At 43.8% G+C, this 25161-nt stretch carries 28 protein-coding genes; 4 read left to right on the top strand and 24 right to left on the bottom strand.

Annotation, left to right across the window (positions count from 1 at the left end; all coding sequences use genetic code 11):
- Positions 1 to 633: 633 nt before the first annotated feature.
- Together AZE41_RS19340 and AZE41_RS19345 are read right to left on the bottom strand one after the other, a co-directional pair.
- Positions 634 to 1089 carry a transcriptional regulator gene (locus tag AZE41_RS19340; RefSeq protein ID WP_067213053.1) on the bottom strand — a complete coding sequence of 152 codons (456 nt, stop codon included), beginning with the start codon at positions 1087 to 1089 and terminating at the stop codon, positions 634 to 636.
- Positions 1090 to 1185: 96 nt separating this feature from the next.
- Positions 1186 to 1551, bottom strand: coding sequence for a hypothetical protein (locus tag AZE41_RS19345; RefSeq protein WP_067213056.1), 366 nt, complete (start codon positions 1549 to 1551; stop codon positions 1186 to 1188).
- A 149-nt stretch (positions 1552 to 1700) separates the two neighbouring features.
- Between AZE41_RS19345 and AZE41_RS19350 the strand changes: the two genes are divergently transcribed.
- Complete coding sequence (locus AZE41_RS19350) at positions 1701 to 3281, top strand: SWIM zinc finger family protein (protein WP_067213059.1); 1581 nt, start codon at positions 1701 to 1703, stop codon at positions 3279 to 3281.
- Positions 3278 to 6019, top strand: a complete 2742-nt coding sequence (locus AZE41_RS19355) for a DEAD/DEAH box helicase (RefSeq protein WP_067213061.1) — start codon at positions 3278 to 3280, stop codon at positions 6017 to 6019. The genes AZE41_RS19350 and AZE41_RS19355 overlap by 4 nt, the downstream gene beginning before the upstream one ends.
- 74 nt (positions 6020 to 6093) lie before the next feature.
- Here the strand turns inward: AZE41_RS19355 and AZE41_RS19360 are convergent, their stop codons facing one another.
- Both AZE41_RS19360 and AZE41_RS19365 read right to left on the bottom strand, forming a co-directional pair.
- Entirely contained in the window at positions 6094 to 6255 is a 162-nt protein-coding gene (locus tag AZE41_RS19360; protein WP_156476111.1) for a hypothetical protein, read from the bottom strand.
- A 533-nt stretch (positions 6256 to 6788) separates the two neighbouring features.
- The gene (locus AZE41_RS19365; protein WP_197485343.1) at positions 6789 to 7229 is read right to left on the bottom strand and encodes a single-stranded DNA-binding protein; all 441 of its coding nucleotides are present in this window, start codon (positions 7227 to 7229) and stop codon (positions 6789 to 6791) included.
- A gap of 272 nt (positions 7230 to 7501) precedes the next feature.
- Here AZE41_RS19365 and AZE41_RS19370 point away from each other — a divergent pair, with 272 nt between their 5' ends.
- On the top strand, positions 7502 to 7945 hold the full coding sequence (locus tag AZE41_RS19370) for a YwpF family protein (RefSeq protein ID WP_067213070.1): 444 nt from the start codon (positions 7502 to 7504) through the stop codon (positions 7943 to 7945).
- A 490-nt stretch (positions 7946 to 8435) separates the two neighbouring features.
- Here the strand turns inward: AZE41_RS19370 and AZE41_RS19375 are convergent, their stop codons facing one another.
- From AZE41_RS19375 to AZE41_RS19410, 8 genes are all read right to left on the bottom strand, one after another.
- The gene (locus AZE41_RS19375) at positions 8436 to 8813 is read right to left on the bottom strand and encodes a hypothetical protein (RefSeq protein WP_067213073.1); all 378 of its coding nucleotides are present in this window, start codon (positions 8811 to 8813) and stop codon (positions 8436 to 8438) included.
- Between the two features lie 97 nt (positions 8814 to 8910).
- Complete coding sequence (locus AZE41_RS19380; protein WP_067213076.1) at positions 8911 to 9297, bottom strand: hypothetical protein; 387 nt, start codon at positions 9295 to 9297, stop codon at positions 8911 to 8913.
- Between the two features lie 85 nt (positions 9298 to 9382).
- Positions 9383 to 9829 carry a 3-hydroxyacyl-ACP dehydratase FabZ gene (fabZ, locus tag AZE41_RS19385; RefSeq protein ID WP_067213080.1) on the bottom strand — a complete coding sequence of 149 codons (447 nt, stop codon included), beginning with the start codon at positions 9827 to 9829 and terminating at the stop codon, positions 9383 to 9385.
- A gap of 51 nt (positions 9830 to 9880) precedes the next feature.
- The gene (locus tag AZE41_RS19390; protein WP_082786736.1) at positions 9881 to 10207 is read right to left on the bottom strand and encodes a DNA-directed RNA polymerase subunit beta; all 327 of its coding nucleotides are present in this window, start codon (positions 10205 to 10207) and stop codon (positions 9881 to 9883) included.
- Positions 10208 to 10320: 113 nt separating this feature from the next.
- Positions 10321 to 11157: a flagellar hook-basal body protein gene (locus AZE41_RS19395; protein WP_067213083.1), complete on the bottom strand. Its 837-nt coding sequence runs from the start codon at positions 11155 to 11157 to the stop codon at positions 10321 to 10323.
- A gap of 30 nt (positions 11158 to 11187) precedes the next feature.
- Positions 11188 to 12027: a flagellar hook-basal body protein gene (locus AZE41_RS19400; protein WP_067213085.1), complete on the bottom strand. Its 840-nt coding sequence runs from the start codon at positions 12025 to 12027 to the stop codon at positions 11188 to 11190.
- Positions 12028 to 12071: 44 nt separating this feature from the next.
- Positions 12072 to 13064 (bottom strand): rod shape-determining protein, encoded by a 993-nt coding sequence (gene mreB, locus AZE41_RS19405; protein ID WP_067214073.1) that lies wholly within the window; start codon positions 13062 to 13064, stop codon positions 12072 to 12074.
- Between the two features lie 365 nt (positions 13065 to 13429).
- Positions 13430 to 13699 carry a sporulation transcriptional regulator SpoIIID gene (locus AZE41_RS19410; RefSeq protein WP_067213089.1) on the bottom strand — a complete coding sequence of 90 codons (270 nt, stop codon included), beginning with the start codon at positions 13697 to 13699 and terminating at the stop codon, positions 13430 to 13432.
- A gap of 427 nt (positions 13700 to 14126) precedes the next feature.
- On the opposite strand from AZE41_RS19410, the gene AZE41_RS22930 reads away from it, so the two are divergent.
- Positions 14127 to 14285, top strand: coding sequence for a hypothetical protein (locus AZE41_RS22930; RefSeq protein WP_156476112.1), 159 nt, complete (start codon positions 14127 to 14129; stop codon positions 14283 to 14285).
- On the opposite strand, the gene AZE41_RS19415 is transcribed toward AZE41_RS22930, so the two are convergent.
- The 12 genes from AZE41_RS19415 to atpB all read right to left on the bottom strand — a co-directional run bounded on the left by AZE41_RS19415 (position 14282) and on the right by atpB (position 25065).
- The gene (locus tag AZE41_RS19415) at positions 14282 to 14941 is read right to left on the bottom strand and encodes a M23 family metallopeptidase (RefSeq protein ID WP_067213098.1); all 660 of its coding nucleotides are present in this window, start codon (positions 14939 to 14941) and stop codon (positions 14282 to 14284) included. The two genes, AZE41_RS22930 and AZE41_RS19415, sit on opposite strands and share 4 nt — an antisense overlap.
- Positions 14942 to 14951: 10 nt before the next feature.
- Positions 14952 to 15920 carry a stage II sporulation protein D gene (gene spoIID / locus AZE41_RS19420; protein WP_067213100.1) on the bottom strand — a complete coding sequence of 323 codons (969 nt, stop codon included), beginning with the start codon at positions 15918 to 15920 and terminating at the stop codon, positions 14952 to 14954.
- Between the two features lie 378 nt (positions 15921 to 16298).
- The gene (gene murA / locus AZE41_RS19425) at positions 16299 to 17597 is read right to left on the bottom strand and encodes a UDP-N-acetylglucosamine 1-carboxyvinyltransferase (protein WP_067213102.1); all 1299 of its coding nucleotides are present in this window, start codon (positions 17595 to 17597) and stop codon (positions 16299 to 16301) included.
- Positions 17598 to 18014: 417 nt separating this feature from the next.
- Positions 18015 to 18251: a DUF1146 family protein gene (locus tag AZE41_RS19430; protein ID WP_067213105.1), complete on the bottom strand. Its 237-nt coding sequence runs from the start codon at positions 18249 to 18251 to the stop codon at positions 18015 to 18017.
- Positions 18252 to 18355: 104 nt separating this feature from the next.
- Positions 18356 to 18763 (bottom strand): F0F1 ATP synthase subunit epsilon, encoded by a 408-nt coding sequence (locus tag AZE41_RS19435; protein ID WP_067213107.1) that lies wholly within the window; start codon positions 18761 to 18763, stop codon positions 18356 to 18358.
- A gap of 145 nt (positions 18764 to 18908) precedes the next feature.
- Positions 18909 to 20324, bottom strand: coding sequence for a F0F1 ATP synthase subunit beta (atpD, locus tag AZE41_RS19440; RefSeq protein WP_067213110.1), 1416 nt, complete (start codon positions 20322 to 20324; stop codon positions 18909 to 18911).
- A 44-nt stretch (positions 20325 to 20368) separates the two neighbouring features.
- Positions 20369 to 21226 carry an ATP synthase F1 subunit gamma gene (atpG, locus tag AZE41_RS19445; RefSeq protein ID WP_067213113.1) on the bottom strand — a complete coding sequence of 286 codons (858 nt, stop codon included), beginning with the start codon at positions 21224 to 21226 and terminating at the stop codon, positions 20369 to 20371.
- A 73-nt stretch (positions 21227 to 21299) separates the two neighbouring features.
- Positions 21300 to 22808 carry a F0F1 ATP synthase subunit alpha gene (gene atpA, locus AZE41_RS19450; protein WP_067213115.1) on the bottom strand — a complete coding sequence of 503 codons (1509 nt, stop codon included), beginning with the start codon at positions 22806 to 22808 and terminating at the stop codon, positions 21300 to 21302.
- 25 nt (positions 22809 to 22833) lie between these two features.
- Complete coding sequence (locus tag AZE41_RS19455) at positions 22834 to 23373, bottom strand: F0F1 ATP synthase subunit delta (protein WP_067213118.1); 540 nt, start codon at positions 23371 to 23373, stop codon at positions 22834 to 22836.
- On the bottom strand, positions 23370 to 23924 hold the full coding sequence (gene atpF / locus AZE41_RS19460; RefSeq protein ID WP_082786737.1) for a F0F1 ATP synthase subunit B: 555 nt from the start codon (positions 23922 to 23924) through the stop codon (positions 23370 to 23372). The genes AZE41_RS19455 and atpF overlap by 4 nt, the downstream gene beginning before the upstream one ends.
- Positions 23925 to 24074: 150 nt before the next feature.
- Complete coding sequence (gene atpE / locus AZE41_RS19465; RefSeq protein ID WP_067213121.1) at positions 24075 to 24287, bottom strand: F0F1 ATP synthase subunit C; 213 nt, start codon at positions 24285 to 24287, stop codon at positions 24075 to 24077.
- A gap of 67 nt (positions 24288 to 24354) precedes the next feature.
- A complete protein-coding gene (gene atpB, locus AZE41_RS19470; RefSeq protein WP_067213124.1) occupies positions 24355 to 25065 on the bottom strand; it encodes a F0F1 ATP synthase subunit A in 711 nt (236 codons plus the stop codon).
- Positions 25066 to 25161 lie beyond the last annotated feature (96 nt).

Below are 25161 nucleotides of genomic sequence, written 5' to 3' on the forward strand. Positions count from 1 at the left end.
GCAATGTTTGGATGCTAGTAAGCAATGTTTTTTTACTATTATCCTTCTTTAATGGGTTGCAGAAACATATAAAACATGTTTAAGAAGCGCACTTTTTGTCCATTCTTCTAAGAAAAGCAGAAGCGCCTGGTAGACGTGACGGGCATAAGTCGATCCAGCGACGTAGCGCTCTTTGCTACATAGCTGGATTGCTTATGACCCGAGCGGCTGGCGCCTGGAGTCTAGACAATAAGAAAAGTGGGAGGCGCCTGGTAGACCCAACAAGCGCTGGAGGGTCTGAAGATAAAGGCGTAATTTGCCTTTAACTTCAGGACTGAAGCGACTCGAGGGGCTAGGAGCTGGAGCTAGACACTATTCTAAGTCAAAAAATTATACTTTCTACTAAAACTGAATGATTTATTGGGGAATAAATACCGGCTTATTTCCCGGGAAATCGACAAAGGGGCGGATAGCTATGAATAAAGAGGGAATTTCTGCATTCACATGGCAAGACATTCTTTTTGGTTTGACAGGTTCCACCATTTTCATTGTGGCTCTTTACTGCATTACAGGTTGAACTATATAAGGTGCCAGGGCAATAAAAAAACACCTACCGTTAACCGCTAACGACAGGTGTTTGTTAAGTTTCACTTTTCAATTTTGCTGCAGTCCTTCCGTCAGTTCATTGAACATTTGTATGTTGTCTGTTTCGAGTGCATAATCAATCATGCGCAACCTGTTATCGGCTTCCAGTTGTTCAATGATACCCACCGCTTCTAATGTTACGACTTCTAGCGTCTCTACTTCCATTTCCAGCCCCATCGTTCCTTCAAGAATAGTGGTCAAATGGATATGAAGATCTGAAATAAGGAGCAATTGGTAGAGCGGTAATCGAATAAATCGGTTCCCCCGTTGGAAAACGAATACTTCGCCGAGGTTTTCGACTTGCAAACTCTTGGTATTAATGACAATTTCTTTTCCCTCTGACGGGATGAATTGAAATACGTCCCCCCCTTTAAGAATGGAAAAGTATTGATAAGCAAACACTAGTCTGAGTTGAAAATCTTCTTGACTCGTGTAAAATGGTGTCATTCGTTGAACTGATAGCATCTTTCTCCCCTCCAATATAGAATATTCTGATTGTTATTAGTTTATCACAACTGTGGCTAGTTTGTGAACAGTTTATTATTATAGTATGCTATTCATCTATATATGTTGCCGCAACACATAATTATCGTTTGGCCTTTCCATTACAAATGACATCTTTCTTGGCTCGAATTGAAATTTCAATGATGATAACCATTCATATACGCCACAGTTTACATCTCCGGGAGAATCCCTCTTTCTCACGAACACAATATTGTTACGCCTAAAGTCGAGCAGCACAAACTGAAATTCCATCGTTCCAAATGCCACCGAGCGAAAATATAATTTACGTTCCACAGATTCGTAGATGATATGATTAATGATGGGCGAAATCGTGCATGATAATGGAGTAATACTTTCTTGAAACTCTTTATTATGATGAAACTGAGACTCCAAATCAGGTACGTATAGAACAATCTTCTCCAATTCCTCACTCCTTCTTCGGCTTTTTAACGAATATGCTCTTTACTTTTATAGATAAACAAACAAAAGAACAAGATATGGAATAACTTCATTTCCGCTCACTGGAGAAAAGCGGTATAATAGAAGGAATGCTTTTCTTAGGGAGTGGTCCGATGAATATGACTGTCGAACGTGTATCCTACTTGCACGAAAATGAAATAAATGAATTTATGAATACAATTAAACATGCCCTACGGCCAGATATAGAACGCAATGCACTCGAAATCAGACGTGCTGTGGCTCTTGTCAGAAATGGTGCCACCAATTCCTATAGGTATGCGCCATCTGAAGGCGCAGTAATAGCTACTCTCCTTGGCGTAGACTCAGAAAACGTGCGCCTTTCTTTCAACAAAGTAGATGCGAATTGTACATGCGGATACGCTGGCTGGTGTTCGCACCGAATTGCAGTCGTATTTCATCTTTATTCACAACACAATTCTTTGAGCGAATGGCTACACGAATGGCGCAGAACTGAATCACAACAGATGGCACTGTCCATTTCAGAACGTACCCCAGATGCATGGATCGACGTCCTGACACGCTTAACTCAGCCGCTTCGTGCAATTGAAGTTGCGGAAAATCCGGGTGTATTCATCCACGAATCTTCTATAATTGATCAAAAAGCTACTCCGCTTATTCCGTTTGAATATGAATGGAAACCTCTTTTTGAACTTTATTATCGATTACATGTACTGGATGCTGGATGGACATATGTAAAAGGCCATCTCGGCGGTGAACCAACTTCCTTTTTCTACGGGAAGTGGTATGTGCAAAACTGGTTGACGGAACAGCTCGGAAAGCTGAATGATAGCGTCAATGCAATCGGTGCAAAACCGAAACTGTTTGAAGCAGATGCTTTTCATGAACGGATGAAAAGTCTCGTTCGAACATTCGCCCTAGGAAATTCCGGGCTCTTCCATGAGCGATTCCAAGTCTATCGTCTTTTTTGGCAGCAACTATTTCCTTTTCGAGCTGCCCGAGACACTGAACTAACGATTCTCACGAATGAAGAATCAGAGGAAGCTCGAATTTTCATCGCCTTTTTCCACTTGATTCAAGGAGAACATGATGAGTTAGCGAAACTCGTTACACATGTAACAGCTACTAATGTTGCTACATGGCTACCGCTTGCAAAACTAGCGGAAAATAATGATGAAACCAAGGCCCTATCTATAATTATGCACGCTTTGTTGCCCTTCATCGGCGATTACGTAAGTGATTCTGTTTCACTTTCATCTCGTCCTGCTTTCGTGCGGGACATCGATGGTTTATTCGAAGCGGCAGATTTCTCGGAAGAATTACGTGAAAGCATGTTTGCTCAATATGGTGAACCCGGCATCGATGTTTACGCTGACTTTTTGGTTGAACGTGAACGATTCGGCGAATGGGCGGCTCTCATGCATAGATACGGCGTTTCATATGACGGCGCAGAAGCGGGTGGCTTAAAGGTCGCACTGGCTTCGGATCCATCAGCCGTCTTGCCCCTACTCCATACATTTGCTATGGGTTTCATCAAAGAAAAAAACCGTCACAGTTATCGACGCGCCGTCAAATTGTTTAAACAAATGAAAACTGGTTCGAAGAAAAGCGGAAAAGCTGACTTTTGGAATCAATATATCGATACAGTGCGTGAAAAAAACCGCAGACTACGCGCATTGATGGAAGAAATGGAGAAAGGGAATTTGAACTTATGACAGGAACATTCACATTGAACCGCCTTTTTCGTCTGAGCATCCGTTTGATGGAAGACGAACTATATTCCATTGCCGCTGAAGATGGCAGAGGGTTGCCAGTCGCCCCAGATGATCTTGTTTCCTTCCTATTCTTCAACAATGAGCGTGCACTTTACGGGCTTCTTGCAAATATGGATGATGAAGTTGCTTATTTACAAGCAGACCAACTGCTTCAAGTTTTTTCTGTTATGCACCCCTATGTTACATTCGTTGGACTGACGGATGCAGACGATACTCAGCTTTCTTCAATTCGTGAGGCAACTAGCGCCTGGACCGACCCTAATCTATGGAATTATGCAGAAGTAGACGGTAACACTATTCGTTTTGACGGTAGCAAAGCGGGCATATCAGAAGGGGCTGCGGCCGTTATCAGCCAAGCAGTCAGCAGCAAACTTGCTGCATCTGCTATCAATCCCGATCTACTAGCTTCCCTGCTACCCCATTTACGGATGTACGGCTGGCCGGGCGAATCCGTTTCCACAATTCCAATCAGTGTTGCCTTCCGCTTAACTGAACCAGAAGCCGAGACAGATACGGAATGGCTTCTTGAAACAGTTATTATCGGCGAACGCGGTGCGCACTGGACACCTGCCGCCCGGAAAGTGAATGCACCTGCGGCTGATGCGCTTCCTGCTAAATGGAAACCATTCGCAGATGAAGTTGTGAAAAAGCAATCCGAAATGACATCATTCCTTGGCTCTGTAGAGCTTGCTTCAAGCGGAAGCTTTTTGTCCACACCGATGTCTGATCCGGAAGTACGGACATTCATTAAAGAAGACCTTCCGCTACTTCAATCGTTCGGCTATCCTGTCATCCTGCCTGCATGGTTGAAATCGGTGACAGAATCAAAATTGCGTATTCGAACGAACGCGGGCATACAATCGTATAAATCGGCTACAGGCTTGGACGAAGTGCTATCTTTCGATTGGAATTTCTCTCTTGCTGGTAATCCAATTGATCAGGATTCATTCCGTAAGCTTGTCGATGAAAACCGTGAATACATCCGCTCTGGTGATGAATGGTTCCATATCGATCCCCTTTGGCTCAGAAAAATTCGTGATTTAATGGATCGTGCGGATGCTGGGGAGTGGACTGTTAAAGACCTGCTGTTCCAAGACGTACCGGAAGAGATTGTTCCTCTTGAAGAGGACGAAGATATCGATGACCCACTTTTTGCTTTCACTATGCACCAATCGCTTCGAGGCTATATGGAAATGCTAGCCGATAAAAAGGGGCTTCCAGCAGCCGGTATTTCAAAGGATTTACTTGCTGAACTTCGACCATACCAAGAAGACGGCTATAACTGGCTTACCTTTATGCGTGATAATAGTTTTGGTGCATGTCTTGCCGACGATATGGGACTGGGTAAGACAGTTCAGCTTATCACCTATTTACTGAATATCCATGCAAGACCTGATACAGATTCACCGTCACTCATCGTTTGTCCGACGAGTGTTCTCGGCAACTGGCAGAAAGAGATTGAACGGTTTGCACCAACGCTTTCTGTCCATACACACTATGGCCCATTACGTGCAAAAGACGAAAGCTTTAAAGAACTAATGGCTCAACTGAAGCCCGACGTCGTTCTTACAACATACGGTACTGCTTCACAGGATGGCGAGATGCTAGCAGAAACGGAATTTGCCAGCATTACACTGGATGAAGCACAAAACATAAAGAACATGCAGACAAAACAGTCCCGTGTCATCCGAAAACTTCGCGGCAAGCATCATATCGCACTAACCGGTACACCGATTGAGAACCGTTTATCAGAGCTATGGGCGATTTTCGACTTTATTCACAAAGGATACTTCGGCAGTTTCCGCAAGTTCACGGATAACTTCATCATCCCGATTGAACGTGATGATTCTGAAGCGGATAAGCGGAAGCTACGAGCAAAAATCCGTCCGTTCCTTCTACGCAGAACGAAGAGTGATCCCGATTTACAGCTGAATCTTCCACAAAAACTTGAGCAAAATGAATATTGTCCTTTAACGACTGAACAGGCTGCCTTATATGAAAGTTTCCTTGAAGAAACGAAATTCAAGTTGCAGACACTTACCGGTTTTGAAAAGAAAGGCCTTATTTTAAAAATGCTTAGCCGATTAAAACAGCTCTGTAACCATCCGGCCTTATTCTTGAAAGAACCGCACGCTCCAGCAACACAATTACTTTCTAGATCCAATAAGCTAGACTTAATTGTGTCAATGGCAGCTGAAATCGCTGCTAATAAGGAACAATGCCTTATCTTCACGCAATACATTGGCATGGGGCAACTTATTCGTCAATGCTTGTCTGAACTTCATGGAATCGATGTACCATTCTTGACAGGCAGTATGCCGAAAGGTCAGCGTGACCGTCTTGTCGAGGCTTTCCAAGAAGGCGAATTCCCTATTTTCATCTTATCGTTAAAAGCTGGTGGAACTGGACTGAACTTGACTGGTGCAAACCACGTATTGCATGCAGATAGATGGTGGAATCCAGCCGTCGAAAATCAAGCTACCGACCGTGCTTATCGCATAGGCCAGACAAAATTTGTCCATGTCCATAAGTTTGTGACGATTGGAACTATTGAAGAAAAAATCGACAAGATGCTTGTCGAGAAAGCTGCATTGTCCGCGGATCTCATCCAATCAAGTCAATGGCTGTCTGATTTGTCCGAAACGGAACTGGACGATCTATTATCGTTTGACAACTAAAATTATGCTATGTAAGAAGACTCCTGAGCCACCAGTGGCACTGGGGTCTTTTTACTTACCGTTGTCGAATCCTCTTACACACGTTCCGCAAGTGGAATAATATGTACAGTTCCGAATTTTTTCTTCCTTTCTAGGTCTTCAATTCGATTCAGGCGATTGTTCTGATTGGCTACAATGCTGATTAATTGTTCAATTTGCATTTCCATCCGTTTCATGTCCTTTTTAATTGTAGTCATGTTCCACACTCCTTTCTCTTCATAATCCGCTTGTGTGGATCCCATTGACGGAAACAGCCTCCGTCCTCGGGATCCCCATTAGCGTTTTTCGACGTAAGATATCCGACCCCATCGGATATTAGCGTTACATTCCCCTTATTTACCGCGAACAGACGCCACTGAGCATCTGTTCGCGATACTTTACTCTCACTCTAACCGAACATGGGCAGAACCCCTTCTGTTGACATGTACGGTTATTTCTTTTCCTCACATATAGCCTATTAGCGCCTACAGAATACAGGTCATTCAGCCTAGAGGGATTGAGCCCCATCCCCCTTAGTTGTCAAGGCCAGCAGGATGCTGATCATGCAGTCGTTGTCGCAATACGCGGCGACTTTAGACTACCTTCCTCTTGGGCTGCGTTCCACTAACAAGAGCTTTGCTTACTACCTATCCATTTTCAGTTGTCGGTACCGCCCCGGTTTGTCGTCCGGCTAGTCTATCCCCTCCTTTTCACGACCATTCCCCGGCTTTTTATGTATCATTGTGCCTGGTCAAAAAATCGGTAATCCTTCTGTTTCACGGCTGGGGAGATTGAAATGCTCAGCATCACTTTTCTCCTCCGTCGGAAGTGTCATTCTACCTACCTGTTCACTATACAAGTTGTCATTGGTGCGTTTTTTCGTTAAAATGAACCGGATATCCTCAGCAATCACCTCTGTTACATAGACTCTACTCTTGTCTTCGCGTTCGTAGGACCTAGACTGAATGCGCCCGCCTACCCCGATTAGAGATCCTTTACCGCAATGTTTAGCAGTATTCTCCGCCGCCTTTCCCCACAGCGTACAAAGTACGAAATCTGTCTCCACTTCTCCTTTTTGGTTTTTAAAATTGCGGTTCACAGCAAGTACAAAACTTGATTGTACCCTTCCTTCTGATACTCTTCTCAGAATTGGATCTTTTGTAATACGTCCAACCAGTGCAACTTGATTCAATCGATTTCCTCCTCTCTCGTTTATTAATTTCATCTTACTTGGTTTAGTCTAATTTGTGCAATACACGATATCCCAATTTTCAGTCTATTATTCGCTATAAAAACCCTATTTGCTTAACTACGAAGTTACATTTATCTACATAAACGGCATAACCTTATGCCAGACTTGAATTTATCCGATTCGTCAATAATTTAAGTTTGCCATGTTTTAAGTTTGTCGATGAAATTTGTGCCTATGGTATAATAAAAGGAAAAAGATTGAGGTGGATACCGATGAAAACATTCAAAATGTTGTCTGTCGGAATATTACACGAAGAGCGTATGCTGGATTTCCCTCTCATAGACGGAATTATAATCAATCAGGAGAACAGTCACCGTATGTGGATATTGGAGATGTTCATTGATAAGGAACATCAACCCATTTTTGAAAAGTGGATGGCTGATGAAGAATTACTTGAAGTGAAAGTCGTTATTTCTTATCCTGAAAATGAACCAGCTGCTTTTCGCGTTGCTGTCAAAGGGGTTAAGTTGATTGGGGATAATGTCTCTGTGTTAATGAAAGGCCGCTTGAAACGAGCACGTGCACAGTATGCAGAACAGTTGCTGGAAGAATTGATTGGTGAGGGAATGGGCGGCGCCGAATTGCTACAGCGATTCGAATCCGATATGCGCTCTCGACCACGTTTAAAAAAGGATCAAGAAAAAGAGAATGAATGACTTCGTGCTGCCTGGAATACGGGCAGTTTTTTTGTTGAGAAAAACTGTAAGACACACTGCGCTTTTGTATACGGCTAGACTCCAGCGCCTAGCCCCTGGAACCACACGAAGTGGGTCATGCAGTCGTTGCGACAGGACGTCGCGATTTTAGACTGCCTTCCTTTATATTCGGACTTGAAGATAAAGGCAAAGAACGCCTTTTTCTTCAAGTCTTTCAGTGCCTGTCGGGGCTGAACAGACGCTTCCACTTTTGTATACGGCTAGACTCCGGGCGCCAAACGCTCGGGTCATAAGGCAGCCCGACTGTGCGGCAAAAGACGCCGCTTGGGCCTGTGGGATGCAGGTCATGCAGTCGTTGCGACACGACGTCGCGAACTTAGACTGCCTTCCTTTTACCTGCCTTATGCCTGTCGCGTCTGGGCGGCGCCCTGCGCTTTTGCATAAAAAAACCGCCTCTAGTGTTACGAGGCGGTTCCCGCACGGCTTGCGGTTAACGATTGTTTCCATTCGTTTTGTTCCGATCTAGATTTTTGTCGCTAGTTGTACCAGTTGGTGTATTCGTGTTCGTTTCTCCATCATTAATAACGCCTTCATTCGGAGTCGCGTTGTTATCATTTTCGATGACATCGTTTCGTACTCCATTGTTGTTATTAATGACTCCGTTATCCACACCGGTGCCGTTCTCGTTCTCGAGACCATCCATATTCGGTCCTGTTTGCTCATCGTTCACTTCGGGTGTTATGTCCTTCGTTCGATCCTCCACTTTTTCCATTGGAGTTTCATTGTTATTCGGAACTGCATCGTTGTTTGCACAAGCTGTAAGGACTAGTCCCGACATAAGAACAAGTGGTATCGCTTTTTTGAACATGAAAAGATTCCCTCCTCTCCACAAGCCGTCTATCACACAAACCTGTATGATACTTCGTAGCTTTGCCCGAAATGAGGGAACTATCCATGTTTCTTTTTTAAGCTTCTAAATATTTTTTTAGCAATGTGTCAATGTATACCGCTTCGGCTTTACAGTGATACTCGTAATGAGTATCAAGCTCTTCCTGCATGCTTTGGATCTCCACAATCTGTTCTTCAGATGGCGGCTCACTGAGGATGCGGGCGATGATTTCATTGATACGCTGCGCGAGGTCTTCATGGAATTCCGGATCAATTTTCATTTCTTCTGGAATTTTTGAATACCAGAGTGCTTTTACGGTAATATATTCACGCCAGCTGGCGATATAATCATCGATACTGAATTTTTCACCGGACCACTCGATATCGCTCATGTATTGTTCGAATGTCTGTGTGATGGACCTAGTAATGCTACTTTTTAAATTTGGAGAAAGATCTTTAAACATACTGATTTGTTACCTCCCACTTTAGAAGTGCATTGTAACCGCACCGTAATGACCATTGTAACCAAATTTCAAGGTGTTCGCAAATTTAGTTCCCATTTTTTGAAACTATAGGACCTAATGCAAACGTAATTTCTGTTTCGCATGCGATTTCTCCGTTAACCGTTGCGATTGCTTTACCTTTACCAATCGTACCGCGAAGTCGTGTGATTTCCACTTCGAGTTTTAACGTATCACCTGGCGTTACTTGCCGTTTGAAGCGACAATTGTCAATCCCGGCAAAAAAGGCAAGACGTCCTTTATTTTCTTCTTTTTGCAATAAAGCGACGGCACCAACTTGTGCGAGCGCTTCCACAATAAGAACGCCTGGCATAACCGGATAACCTGGGAAATGTCCATTGAAGAAATCTTCATTGATTGTCACATTTTTTATGCCTACTGCTCGTTTTCCTTCTTCGACCTCAAGAATCCGGTCTACCATAAGAAACGGGTAACGATGCGGCAAAATCGCTTGTATCTGTTCTGCTGTTAGCATAGTCATCCTCCTGACATTTCAGTACTTTTCTATTCAAAACGAAAGAGTCTTTTACGACTCTTTCCCATTAATGATATCCATAATGTGAATCCAAGTTTCTTTCTTAAAGACATCACTCGAATCCCCATCACCGATACTGCTGTATCCTACCAAGGCACCAAGATAGGCTGCACCGGCTAGAAGCAAGAGAACAAGTATCACACGAAGCCAAATTGGAAGGATGCGAATTTGGACCCAAAATTGCTTTTTCGGTGGAGTTTCCTCCACCGGCTTATTTTGTCTTCCGCGTTCTTTACGAGTAGACCGAATTAAAGGCGGTGCACTCTCCTTTTTCCTTGAATCATTCGAATTCAAGTTGTTTCTTTTTTCATCTGTCATATTCAGTACTCCCTAATTGTCCGGTCATCAGATAGCTACCGGATGCAGGTAGACTACCCTTTTCGTCTGTCTCATACACTTCAGAGCCGAACGATACTATTTTTATCAAGAACTTATCGGATGCCGTTAATCAGACCGAGCATTTGATCTGCAAGCGTCACTGCCCGCGCATTAAATTGATAATTACGTTGCACACTAATGAGATCCGTCATCTCTTTCTGAGAGTTAACGTTCGATGCTTCGAGTGCCTGACCTTCCAATCCAATTACGTTTCGCGCTGCACCTTGTAATTCAGTTAGAACTTGCTGTTGTGTGACACCAAGATCCGCCAAATTTTCAGGCAACGCGAAATTCGTTCCTGATAAACGCTGCATTAAATTTGGACGTTCCATCACTGTCACGGCCAGCTCGATTGTTTGCGTCGTCCCGTCTGCATTTGTCAGTTGCAAATTTCCACCTGGGTTAACTGTATAATTTGTAACATTATCGGAAAACGTAATTGGCAATCCCGCACTGTTTGCAACCGGATATCCGTCACCATTTACAAGCATCACTTGTCCATTAGCAACTGGAGAAACGTAAAAATTCCCTTGACGTGTATAGACAGTTTGTTCCCCGCCTCCGTCAGGCATTAGGACATTGAAATACTGTTTTGGTGTAGTCAGTGCAAAGTCGAGTTCGCGGCCCGTCATTTGCAATGAACCCGCTTTCCAGTTCATCTGTGATTGACCAAGTACAGCACCTGATCCGTAGCGGATGCCGGTAGGTGATTGACGCGGCGCAGTATCTGCTTTGTCATTGTTGAATTGTTGGTATAACATCTCTTGGAATTTAGCATCGCTTGCTTTATAACCATTCGTTGAAATGTTCGCAAGGTTATTTCCGATTATATCCATTTGACTTTGCAATTGACTCAACGTATTTGTTGCTGTCGTCATTGTGCGTATCATGCATCCCGCTCCCTTTCAAATCGCGTGTCATTAGTTGACACGTCCCACTTCCGTTACTGCCTTTTCCATGCTGCGGTCATAGGCTTGAAGAATTTTTTGATTGGCCTCGAATGCACGGTATGCAGTAAGCATGTCCGTCATCGTTCGTGCTGCATCAACATTGGAACCTTCGAGATAACCTTGCTGCATCGAATAGGTGACGCCTGCCGTGCCGTTTGCGGCTGCAAGGTTTTCGCCGCCTTCTGTTACGAACATGCCATTTCCTTGTTTCAGAAGCATGTCAGGGCGCTGTGCAAATGAAATACCAAGTGTTGCGACAGCCGTGTCGCCGTCCATAATTATGCCTTCATCCGTTACACGAAAATCATCGTTTTGCAAGGCAATCCGTTGCCCGTTATTATCAAGAACATAGGCGCCACCTGCACTTGTCAAAAACCCGCTTGGATCAAGTGTGAAACTACCGTTCTTTGTATATTGCTCACTTCCACCTTCATTTTCAAGTCTGAAGAAGATGGCACCCTGAGTTCCTGTTTCTGCATCAATCGGTAAGCGACCGTCAATCAGAGCGATATCGGTCGTCAGCTCAGTTTCGCGCAATTGTCCCTGCGTGAATAATGGCAACGTCTCCTGCATGTAAACACCCGTTGAAACTGAACCTACCGGAGATAAGCCCTTCATTTGAAAGCCATTTTCTGTTGGGATTTTTGCCGTGTTAATACTCGACATATACATTTCAGGAAACGAGCGAATCACCGATTGCTCCGCCTTGAAGCCTGGCGTGTTGGCATTCGCCATATTATTCGCCAGCATTTCTGTTCTGCGTTGCTGTGCAATCATCCCTGATCCAACTGTGTAAAATCCACGGAACATATGTCCACCTCCTCTTACTTCAAAATTAGAGTTGTTAACAATTTCTAACGGTTAGAGATTTTATCCATATTCTCCAATAAAATGCCTGTCCCAATTGCAACGCAATCGAGCGGATTATCTGAAATGAATACAGGTACTTTCAATTCATCAGCGAGTAATTGGTCGATGCCGTGCAATAACGCACCGCCCCCAGTAAGAAATACGCCACGATCGATAATGTCAGCAGACAATTCAGGTGGTGTTTTTTCCAAGACATTTTTCGCTGCATGGACAATCATATAGATTGATTCTTTTAGTGCTACAGCGATTTCATCTGAATGGATTGTCACAGTGCGGGGAAGTCCCGAAACCATGTCGCGTCCTCTTATGTCTATCTGTTCTTTTCGACTGCCTGGGAAAACCGTACCAACATTGAATTTGATATTTTCTGCAGTTCGTTCTCCGATAAGCAACTTATAATGTTGTTTAATATATTGTGTAATATCGTTGTCAAAAGTATCTCCAGCTACAGTGATCGAGCGTGATGTAACGATATCTCCCATTGATAAAACAGCGACATCCGTTGTACCTCCACCAATATCGACAACCATGTTGCCGCTCGGTTGGAAAATATCCATTCCAGCTCCAATTGCTGCAACTTTTGGTTCTTCTTCAAGATAAATTTTCTTACCGCCCGATTTTTCAGCGGCTTGCCGAATGGCTTTCTGTTCAACACTCGTAATGTTTGTAGGACAACAGATAAGAATTCTAGGTTTTGATAAAAATCCTTTAACGTCCAATTTATTAATGAAGTGGCTAAGCATAGCTTCTGTTACATCAAAATCAGCGATAACCCCGTCTTTCATAGGTCTAATCGCAATAATATTGGCAGGCGTCCTACCAACCATTTGTCTTGCTTCTTCTCCGACTGCCAGTACTTTATTCGTGTTTTTATCAATTGCCACGACTGAGGGTTCGTTTAGAACAATCCCTTTTCCTTTAACGTGTATTAAGACGTTGGCCGTACCGAGGTCAATTCCAATATCTTTTGCAAACATTGTTTCTGTTTCCCCTTCCACCTGCATCATCGGATATTCCCGTGTATGTATACGCTTCTAACTAACAATTTTACCATAGTTAACTGGCAATGAATATACTTTAGTACTATTTGATTGAAAGATTAAAGGAAAAGTGGAAGAGCCTGATCAGCTCCGACAGGCACTGAAAGGCTTTAAGAAAAAAGCGGTCTTTGCCTTTATCTTAAAGTCTGAAGTGACCCGAGGAGCTAGGCGCTGAAGTCTAGACAATCGAAAAGTGGAAGGCGCCGTTCAGACGCGAAAGACATATCACGAGAGAGTTTAGCGGCAGGAGCCTAGACAATAGGAAAGGCGGATCGCAATGAGTCTGCGATCCGCCTTTCATCCTAACTGCTTCCTACTTTTTTCGTTTCGTTCATCCATTTAACTCTCGTCGCCTCGCCGCCCCGTAAATGTCTGACAGACTTATGATAGGCAAGTATTTTTGCGACTTCTTCAGACAGTGCCACATCGACGTTAGGCAAACGTTCCGTCAAATCTTTGTGGACCGTGCTTTTCGAATAGCCTGTCGCTTTTGCTAACGCCCGTACGGTAAGTCCAGTTTCCAGCAACATTTTTCCGAGGCGCACGCATCGCCTCCGTATTTGCTCGTGCACGCCCTCTTCCTTTCGTGTCAGGTCCGATTCTTCCTTTATCTTATGCAATTAATGGGCTTGATATGCGGGCGGTCGTTGAGGGACAGTAGATTAGTTGGCGTGCGGATATTATCGGGTGGCGTGGGATATGATCGGGTAGCGTGAGATATGATCGATTCGGTGGTGGTTATGATCGGGTAGCGTGGGATATGATCGATTCGGTGGTGGTTATGATCGGGTGGCGCGGGATATGATCGATTCGGCGGTGGTTATGATCGGGTAGCGTGGGATATGATCGCTTCGGCGGTGGTTATGATCGGGAGGCGCGGGGTATGATCGCTTCGGCGGTGGTTATGATCGGGTGGCGCGGGATATGATCGGATCGGCGGCGGTTATGATCGGGTCGCGTGGGATATGATCGATTCGGCGGTGGTTACGATCGGACAGCGTGGGATATGATCGATTCGGCGGTGGTTATAATCGGACGGCGTGGGATATGATCGATTCGGCGGCGGATATGACCGGTTCAGCGTTGGATATGTCTGATTTCACAAAAAAAAAGCCACTCCGGATTGATTCGGGAATGGCTGGGAACGTGCTGTTTTAAAATGCAAGATATGAGCGCGGATTGACGACTACTCCATCTTTTTGGACTTCGAAATTAATGTGGATACCGACTGTACTATTCCAATCGTTTTCTGCAGCGGTGCCGAGCGCTTGGCCCTGATCCACCTCTTCACCTTTTTTAACGAGAATACCTGAGACGGATCGATAGATTGTTTTCAACCCATCTGCATGAGAAAGTATGATTTCATCACCTTTAAATGGGTCTAGCACGACATCCTCCACGGTGCCGCTTAGTGAAGCGACGACTTCGAATGGCTTGCCTTGTACTGAAATGGTTACGCCAGTGTTCATCACATATTGCTGATCGAATACGAGCATAGCACTTTCACGCATGGCTTCCTCTGCATCTACATCATAATAATCTTGCAGAATGGCCACATCATCAATGAGCGCTTCAGGAAATGGATATTTAGGCATTTCCTTTACAGCGTTCGTCTCGACCGTCAATCCGTCTTTAGGGTCCTTCCCTGCAACGTCCGCAAATCCTGGGGCATCATCTTTCATGAATGCATTATAACCCCAGATCATGCCGACGAAGACGATTGCGATACCCGAATAGACTACAGGCCAAAACCAGCTTTTTGTCTTTGCACTTTTGTTCTTCTGAGAAGGGGCTTTCGGTTTTTCTTCTCGCATTGTCATCACCTCACTCGCTATTATTTGCAAGTGAAGGAGTTTTTAAACATTGGGAATCAAGTAATGTGAATTTTTTTATTTGCGTGCCTGTGTAATAGTGTAAAAGAATTTTCTCGGCTGCCCATCCTTTCTGAGCATATGCTTCTGCTCCATATTGACTCATCCCAACGCCGTGACCATATCCTGTCGTTGTTACATGCACTATTTTATTTGTCACATCAAATGCGATATCAAAGTCCGTGGATGCTAGTCCCAATAATTCACGCACTTCCCTACCACTCGCTTGGAATTCAGAAGTTACGACTTTTTGGACACGGCCCGTTGGATTGCGTACAAGTTGTAACGACCTGAAACTATCGGCATTCCACTTGCCCCCGATTGTTTTATTCCATTTAGCAAGCGGTATTTCGGCTGTTCGTTCTACCTTTGCCTCAACGTCCCCCTCCCCGGGACTTTCCACACTTTGTAGATAGGGAATATCATTGCCGCTAAAGTTTTGTGCTGTCTCAGTCTTCCCATTAGATGTGGAAAAAAACATTGCCGATATCATTTTGTCTTGATAAACAATGGTATCTCCCGCAGTCGCTTCCACCGCTGCACGCACTTTCTTTTCATTGCGCTTAAATTCTTTTCCCCATCGCTCTTTCCGTTTCTCCTCTGACGAATAAACTTGTGCGGAAACGTCAGGAGCAATTGCCTTTTTGCCGTTATCTGTTGTCTGGAGTGCATATGTACGGGCCGCAATCGCTTGAGCTTTTAGCGCCTCTTCCTGGAACGTTGCAGGCATTTCAGCTGCGACGACCCCCACTACATATTCCTCAAGCGAGATTGGCTTGTCCGCACCGGCAATCATGATGTCTACAGGGCAAAGTTCCACTTTCTGTTCTCCGGGCTCAGTGACTTTTTCGGGCGTCTGCCTCAATAATAGAGGGATGAAAAATAGAAGTATAATGAATAACGCTGTTAGTAGTTTGTCCATGATTAATTATATGAATCATATTGGGTTTTATTCCTGCTTTTTTGGGCATACTAGCGAAAGTGCAGGACTCCGTCTAGATGCGACAAGCATAAGATGGGTAAAGTAAGGCAGTCTAAGTTCGCGACGTCGTGTCGCAATGCCTGCATCCTGCAGACCCAAGCGACGTTCTTTGTCCGGGAAGGATGCAGTTCAATCCTTTCTAGCTGGGTTGACTTATGCCTCGAGCGTAGTCTAGAGGTGAGCGAAAGTGCAGAGTACTATTACAAACGTAGGCAGTCTACGTGCAGAACATCCTGCCCGTATAATTACATAAAATGAAATGCGAAAAAGGCCGCAGTCAATGCTCTACAGCCTTTTCCAAATACGTATTGAATTTGATTAAACGAGTTGTGCTGATTTTTCCGTTTGCATTTCCGGTGAAACACGGACGATATCCGCTCCAAGTGCAGCAAGTTTACCATGGAAATTCACATATCCGCGGTCAAGATGCTCCAGTTCAGTAACACGAGTAACGCCTTCTGCTACAAGTCCTCCAAGAATAAGGGCTGCAGCTGCACGAAGATCCGTAGCCGCCACTTCAGCGCCTTGAAGTTCAGATGGTCCTGTAATAATAACCGATCTGCCTTCGATTTTAATAGAAGCATTCATGCGGCGGAATTCTTCAACGTGCATGAAACGATTTTCAAAAACTGTTTCAGTTATGATACCAGTACCCGTCGACGTTAGCATAAGCGCCATCATTTGGGACTGCATATCTGTTGGGAAACCTGGATGTGGCATTGTTTTCAAATCTACGGATTTCAAAGGCAGTTGTGCAGTAACGCGAACTCCTTCATCTAATTCCGTAATTACGACGCCCATTTCGCCCATTTTCGAAATAAGTGCAGCATTATGCTCAGGTACGGCATTTTCAATGATGACATCGCCACCTGTAATTGCAGCTGCTACCATGAATGTACCTGTTTCGATACGATCAGGTATAATATGATGAATTGTGCCATGTAATTTATTGACGCCTTCGATTCGGATATTATCCGTACCAGCTCCAACAACTTTACCGCCCATTTCATTAATAAAGTTGGCAAGGTCTACAATTTCAGGTTCCTTCGCCGCGTTTTCAATGATTGTCGTTCCTTTAGCCAATGCCGCTGCAGTCATGATATTTTCAGTTGCACCGACACTTGGGAAATCGAGATAAATTTTAGCGCCTTTCAAACCGTTTTCCGCTTTCGCTTCAACGTGCCCGTGGCCAAATGTAATTTCTGCTCCCATCGCTTCAAAGCCTTTTAAATGTTGGTCAATTGGTCGAGATCCAATTGCACAACCACCAGGCATTGCAACGCGTGCAAAGCCATTACGCGCAAGTAGTGGGCCCATGACAAGAATAGATGCACGCATTTTCCGTACATATTCGAACTGTGCTTCACTTGAAAGCGTACCCGAAGAATCGATAATGACTTCATTTAATTCAGGTGTATAATCCACATTCGCATTTAAACTTTTCAGTACTTGATTTATTGTCCCAACGTCTGATAGATTTGGGACGTCACGTATTACGTTTACACCCTCTGATGCAAGAAGTGCAGCCGCAAGTATCGGTAATACTGCGTTTTTAGCGCCCTCGACTCGAACGTTTCCTTTAAGTACACGTCCACCGTTGATAATTATTTTATCCAAAACAAGTCCCTCCGACTCCTAAGTTGTAGCCAAACATGTTGTAGTTATATATTATTTTCGCAAAAAATTCATCATCAAAACATATACTATTCTACAGTGCCCTTGCTTATTAAACAAGTAACGTCTGGTCTATTTTTCGGTCTAAGCGCCAAGTAGTTTATACTATGTGCACTTTTGCCGTTTTGTGTCATAATAGCTCTCCGCTTGTCACTTAAGTTCCCCGTATTAAGTAATAACAAACCTTACATTAACACAAAGTGATGAATTTCATGTCATCGCCCCGAATACGAATTTCTTTATCAAGTCATAGTAGTATTCTTACGGAGACATCTACGGCTTTTTCGTATACGCGGCGACTACATGTATCTTATCAACTCATCGTATAAAAAGTACATATATTGAATCGAAATTGAAACTTTAGCCAAACATAAATGGAAGTCTTCCTGACCAATAGGATAGCTCTAAAAAGAAATTCGATACTGCCCAACCCATTAAAATACTGAGTAAAATGAACAATAATTGTGCTTGGAAGACACGGTTCTTTTTAATAATTTTTTCTGGCATGATTGCCTGTAGTGCATAAAATGAGATGGCTATAAAAAAAGTATGCGATACGATGGCCAAAAGTGGTTGAAATGCAATTATGTCGCCCATTTGAAGCCCTCCCTTGTTCATTAAGCTAGAATTGAAGATTTGGTATGACTACATTGAAAAGGCGAACAGAAGAATTTTTTCCCCTGTCCGCCCACATCAACAACTCATTTTTTTCTTGTTTCGTAGACATTGATACGATTGAGGGCACGTTCTAAATCCAGTGCCGCTAATTCGTGTTCTCTGCCTTCTTTTTTTGCCTGAAGTGTCTCTTCTGCTAGTTTCGCCGCTTTTTTAGCACGGTCGATATCAATAGAAGAAGCCAGTTCTGCACTTTGTGCTAAAACAGTGACAACATCCGGACGGACTTCGATGAAACCGCCATGAACGGCAATTTGTTCCGTCGAATCATCCTTCTGCAGGCGAAGCCCACCGATTTGAAGCGGTGCGACCATCGCGATGTGGCCGGGAAGGATCCCGATTTCACCTGTTTCGGTAACTGCGATGATCATGTTCGCTTCAGTTTCAACAACAGGGCCGTCGGGAGTGACGATATTGACTTTAATTGTCTTCATTTTTTTCCCTCCTGGTCCCTTCTAATCAAGTACGCCTCGGTGTATTTACACCCAGTTTTTTATCGAGTAAGCCCAATAAAAATCTGTGACATCCGCCTGAGGCTATAATTCAATTCAGAAGGGGTTAGAATCCTGCTGAATTGAATTAAACTTCAACACCCATACCTTTAGCTTTAGCAATTACGTCTTCAATCGTTCCAACAAGTCGGAATGCGTCTTCTGGAAGGTGATCGTACTTACCTGCAAGAATTTCGCTGAAGCCTTTAATTGTTTCGGAAACCTGTACGTAAGATCCTTTTTGTCCTGTGAACTGCTCAGCAACGTGGAAGTTTTGTGACAGGAAGTTTTGAACACGACGTGCGCGTCCAACTAACTGCTTATCTTCTTCTCCAAGTTCATCCATACCTAGTATTGCGATGATATCTTGAAGTTCACGGTAACGCTGAAGCGTTTGTTGAACTTGACGTGCAATGTTGTAATGCTCTTCGCCAACGATTTCCGGGCTTAATGCACGTGAAGTCGAAGCAAGTGGGTCAACCGCAGGGTAAATACCCATTTCAGAAAGTTTACGCTCAAGGTTCGTCGTTGCGTCAAGGTGAGCAAACGTCGTAGCAGGAGCCGGGTCAGTATAGTCATCCGCTGGTACATAAATTGCTTGGATAGACGTAACAGAACCTAAGTTTGTCGATGTAATACGTTCTTGAAGCATACCCATTTCCGTTGCCAGTGTCGGTTGGTAACCAACTGCTGATGGCATACGGCCAAGTAGTGCTGAAACTTCAGAACCCGCTTGTGTGAAGCGGAAAATATTATCGATGAACAGAAGCACGTTCGCGCCTTGTACGTCACGGAAATGTTCTGCCATTGTAAGACCAGTTAATGCAACACGCATACGTGCACCAGGTGGCTCATTCATTTGACCGAATACCATTGCCGTTTTCTTAATAACGCCGGAATCTGTCATTTCGTAGAACAAGTCATTACCTTCACGAGTACGTTCTCCAACGCCTGCGAATACGGAAATACCACCGTGTTCTTGAGCGATGTTATTGATCAATTCTTGTATTAGAACTGTTTTACCTACACCAGCACCACCGAAGAGGCCGATTTTACCACCTTTAATGTATGGAGCAAGCATATCAACAACTTTAATACCTGTTTCAAGAATTTCAACTTCAGTTGAAAGTTCTTCGAATACTGGAGCTAAACGGTGAATCGGGTCGCGGCGTTCTGAAGCCGGGATTTCCTCACCAAGGTCAATAATCTCTCCAAGTACGTTAAATACGCGTCCTAGTGTAATGTCACCAACTGGGACAGTAATCGAAGAACCCATATCATCAACTACAGTACCACGTTGTAGACCATCTGTTGAAGACATCGCAATAGTACGTACAGAATCATCCCCGAGGTGTAGCGCGACTTCAAGTGTCAACGTTTCAGGCTCAGCGTTTGGACGTTCAATTTGGACCTTCAATGCGTTATAAATAGATGGAAGTTGTCCGTCTTCAAACTTAACGTCAACAACCGGACCCATTACTTGAAGAACATGTCCTTTATTCATACTTTTTCCCTCCTGTCTTACTCTTTGCCGTACAGTGCCCACTCTTATTCAAGAGCTGCGACGCCGCCAACGATCTCCGTAATTTGTTGCGTGATCGCAGCTTGTCGTGCACGGTTGAATGAAAGTGTTAAAGAATCTATCAAATCAGCTGCATTATCAGTAGCAGTTTTCATCGCTGTCATACTGGAAGCATGTTCACTCGCTTTTCCGTCAATTACAGCTCCATAAATAAGGCTTTCCGCGTATTGCGGCAGAAGCACTTCAAGAATTGCTTCGCCAGAAGGCTCAAACTCATATGAAGTAGTAGCGGCAGTCGATGTGATGTCAGTGAGCGGAAGCAATTTCTTTTCCGTCACTTCACTTGCGATGGCGGAAACGAAGTGGTTGTAATACAAGTACACTTCGTCATACTCGCCTTCTGTGAACATGCCAACAGCACGCTTCGCGATATCTTTTATTTCGTCGAAAGAAGGATGGTCAGATAGACCGATCTTACTTTCAGCTATGTTGAAACCTAGTCTTTCGAAATAGTCGTGGCCTTTTTGTCCGATTGAAATGATGCTCACTTCTTCTTTCGAAGTGTGGCGTGTTTCAATCGCACGTTTTGCGATACGTAGGATGTTAGCATTGTAACCCCCTACAAGTCCACGGTCAGATGTAATCACGATATAACCTGTCTTTTTAACAGGTCTAGATATCATCATCGGGTGACTCAAGTCACTTGTTCCAGCTGCGATTGAACCTACAACTTCTTGAATTTTTTCCATGTATGGGATGAACGCTTTCGCATTCAGCTCGGCACGGCTTAATTTAGAAGCAGAGACCATTTGCATTGCTTTCGTAATCTGACTTGTCTTTTTCGTCGATTTAATACGGTTTTCTATGTCGCGTAAAGATGCCATTGGCAATTCTCACCACCTTTTGTTTTTTTTTGGTCACTTTGACGAAGAACGTCAAATTTGATTCCAACTAGAATTATTCAGAACGTGCGAAAATCTTCTTGAATGCGTTGAGTGCTGTTGCCATCAATTCATCAGCTGGAAGGTCTTTCGTCGTACGAATATGATCTAAAACGTCAGTGTGGTTAGTTTCAAGCCAGCTTAAAAGTTCGCTTTCGAAACGAAGAATATCTTTGACAGCGATATCGTCAAGGAATCCACGTGTCAATGCGTAAAGAACCATAACTTGTTGCTCAACTTTAAACGGTTTATTCAAGTCTTGCTTCAAGATTTCAACTGTACGCGCTCCGCGATCCAGTTTCGCTTGAGTTGCAGAATCAAGGTTTGAGCCGAATTGTGAGAACGCTTCAAGCTCACGGTATGCCGCAAGGTCAAGACGTAGTGTACCCGCAACTTTTTTCATTGCTTTGATTTGCGCTGATCCACCAACACGGGAAACTGAAAGACCGGCGTTAATCGCTGGACGTACACCCGAGAAGAATAGGTCAGATTGAAGGAAAATTTGTCCATCAGTGATAGAAATTACGTTCGTTGGAATATAAGCAGAGATATCTCCAGCTTGTGTTTCAACGAATGGTAATGCCGTGATAGAACCTGCACCAAGTGTGTCATTCAACTTCGCTGCGCGTTCAAGTAAACGAGAGTGAAGATAGAAAACATCACCAGGATAAGCTTCACGGCCTGGAGGACGACGAAGTAGTAAAGAAAGTTCACGGTATGCCGCTGCTTGTTTAGATAGATCATCATACACGATTAGAACGTGCTTACCATCGAACATGAATTCTTCAGCCATTGTTATTCCTGTGTATGGTGCAAGGTATAGTAATGGTGATGGTTGTGAAGCAGACGCCGTAACAACGATTGTGTAATCAAGTGCGCCGTTTTTACGAAGTGTTTCAACAACACCACGAACTGTTGATTCCTTTTGTCCAATTGCTACATAAATACAAATCATATCTTGGTCAGCTTGGTTCAGAATTGTATCGATTGCAACTGTCGTTTTACCTGTTTGACGGTCACCGATGATCAATTCACGCTGTCCGCGGCCGATTGGTACAAGTGCATCAATCGCTTTAATACCCGTTTGTAGTGGTTCATGAACGGATTTACGCGCCATAACCCCTTGTGCTGGGCTTTCGATTGGACGTGTTTTTGTCGTATTGATCGGACCTAATCCATCAACTGGTTGCCCAAGTGGATTTACAACGCGTCCGATTAATTCTTTTCCAACTGGAACTTCCATAATACGGCCTGTTCGACGTACTTCATCGCCTTCTTTGATGTCTGTGTAAGGCCCTAGGATAACGATACCAACGTTGTTCGCTTCCAAGTTTTGAGCCAGACCCATGACGCCAGTTGAGAACTCTAAAAGTTCCCCAGCCATGACGTTGTCGAGGCCATGAGCACGTGCGATACCGTCACCAATTGCGATAACTGTACCGACTTCGCTCACTTTCATCTCAGATTGATAATTTTCAATCTGCTGTTTTATGAGAACACTGATTTCCTCAGCTTTGATGCTCATGCATGTCACCCCTCAAATTTCAGATTTATGAACCGATAAGATCCCGTTCCAGTCGCTCAAGCTTCGCGCTTACGCTGCTGTCGTAGATAATGTTACCAATTTGAAGACGGATGCCTCCAAGTAAGCTCGGATCGATGATGTTTTCAATTCGCAATGCTGTTTTACCAATCTTTTTGGCGAATGCAGTAGAGATAGCTTGGCTTTCATCAACTGTAAGCAGACGTGTAGAATACACTTTCGCGTCAGCGATGCCTGCTGCATCATTCGCATAAGAGATAAACTCGTTAACAAGGTTTACAACCTCGTCTATGCGTTTTTTATCGAGCATTAGGAACAAAGTATTCAAAATGAGCTGATTCGCGCCTTTGAATGAATCTGCCATAAGCTCTTTCTTTTTTGCTGATTTTAATCTCGGTGATTGAAGTAATTGACCGAGCTCTGGATTTGTTTGGAAAACTTTTTTCAATTCAAGAAGATCTTCTTGAATTGCGCCAGTTTGTCCGTTTGTTTGTGCTAGTTCAAACAATGCTTGTGCATAGCGTTTTGCTACAACCGATTGGCTCATCGCCCTTCGCCTGCCTTCGCAATCGTTTCTTCAATCAATGCACGATTATCTTCCTCGGAAATTTCTTTACCGAGCACTTTAGATGCTGCAAGGATAGAAAGAGATACGAATTCTCCGCGAACTGCCGCGATCGCTTTGTCTTTTTCAGATGCAATTTCAAGAGTTGCTTCTTCTTTCATACGACCCACTTCTGAACGAGCTGCTGTGATGATTTCTGTACGTTGAGTTTCGCCTTGCTTACGGGCATTTTCAACAATCGCCTGAGCGTTATTACGCGCTTCATTCAAAAGGTTACGCTGTTCTTCAAGAATCTTTTGTGATTCTGCACGGCTCTTTTCAGCCGATTCGATTTCATTTGCAATCAACTCAGCACGTTGATCCATGACACCCATAAGTGGGCCCCAAGCAAACTTCTTCAGAAGAAGCATGAGAATCGTGAAAAACGAAAGTGTGACAATTATATCACCAAGGTTTATTCTATCGTTCAGTTTTGCTAAGAATCCTGGATCGGCTACATCTGCTGCCAATAGGACGAAGGTATCCAAAAACACGATTGTTTCACTCCCTTCAAGAGCTTATAATTCATCGAATATAGTTAGTTGTTCATTATTTCGCAAGTTGTGTTACACATTTTTCTCCATAAAGGAATGGCGAAGGACTTTGTAGTGCGCTCTTCGCCATTTTGTTACTGTTGGTAATTATTATTTGTTCATAACGATGAACGCTACTACTACTGCGATAATAGGAATCGCCTCAACTAGTGCAACACCGATGAACATTGTTGATTGAAGAACGCCACGTGCTTCTGGTTGACGAGCGATCCCTTCAACTGTTTTTGAAACGATAAGACCGTTACCGATACCTGCACCAAGTGCACCAAGACCGATTGCGATTGCAGCTGCTAATAAACCCATAGTATAATTTCCTCCTAATATTTTCGAGTTTTTTTGTTTGTTCACCCGTTAAACGGGCAGTATATGTTTAATGGTCTGTTTTGACTTTATGCGCCATATAGACCATCGATAACATAACAAAGATGAATGCCTGGATTGCTCCGATAAAGATCGAGAACCCTTGCCAAGCGAGTGCTGGAACCAGGGCGCCGACAAAGCCGTAGACACTTCCTGCTCCAAGTGTTGCAAGAAGACCAAGTAGGACCTCACCTGCATAGATGTTACCGTAAAGACGCAGACCAAGTGTCAGCGTGTTTGCAAACTCCTCAATTACTTTCAATGGGGCCATAAATGGCATTGGTTTTAAATAACCTTTCCCATATTCTTTGAGGCCCAATAATTTGATACCGTAGTAATGCGATAAAACAACGACCATTGCAGCAAGTGTCAATGTGACTGTTGGATCTGCCGTTGGTGATTTCCACCACAGCACGTGATTCACTTGAATAGAGAATGGAAGTCCGATTACGTTGGCTACAAAAACAAACATTAATAGCGTTATTCCAAGTACATGGAAGCGCCCGCCTGTTTTCCAGTCCATATTGTTCTTAATAATACCTTTTACGAAATCCATGATCCATTCCATAAAGTTCTGCATACCCGTAGGTTTCAGTTGCATTTTACGTGTTGCAATGAATGCGATAAGGAATACAATCAGGCACGTGATGAAAAGCATAAGGACGTTTGACAAGTTAAATGTCAATCCGAGCCACACTCTCGTCGGATTTTCGTGGGTCACGTTTCGTTCACCTCCCTTTCACAATCGGTTTAAGCATTTTCTGAGAAACAGAAAAGTTCGATGTTAGCTCATTTCTTCGAAAAAGCAAAAATCGAT

The sequence above is a fragment of the Sporosarcina psychrophila genome (genome assembly GCF_001590685.1).
Classification (GTDB): domain Bacteria; phylum Bacillota; class Bacilli; order Bacillales_A; family Planococcaceae; genus Sporosarcina; species Sporosarcina psychrophila.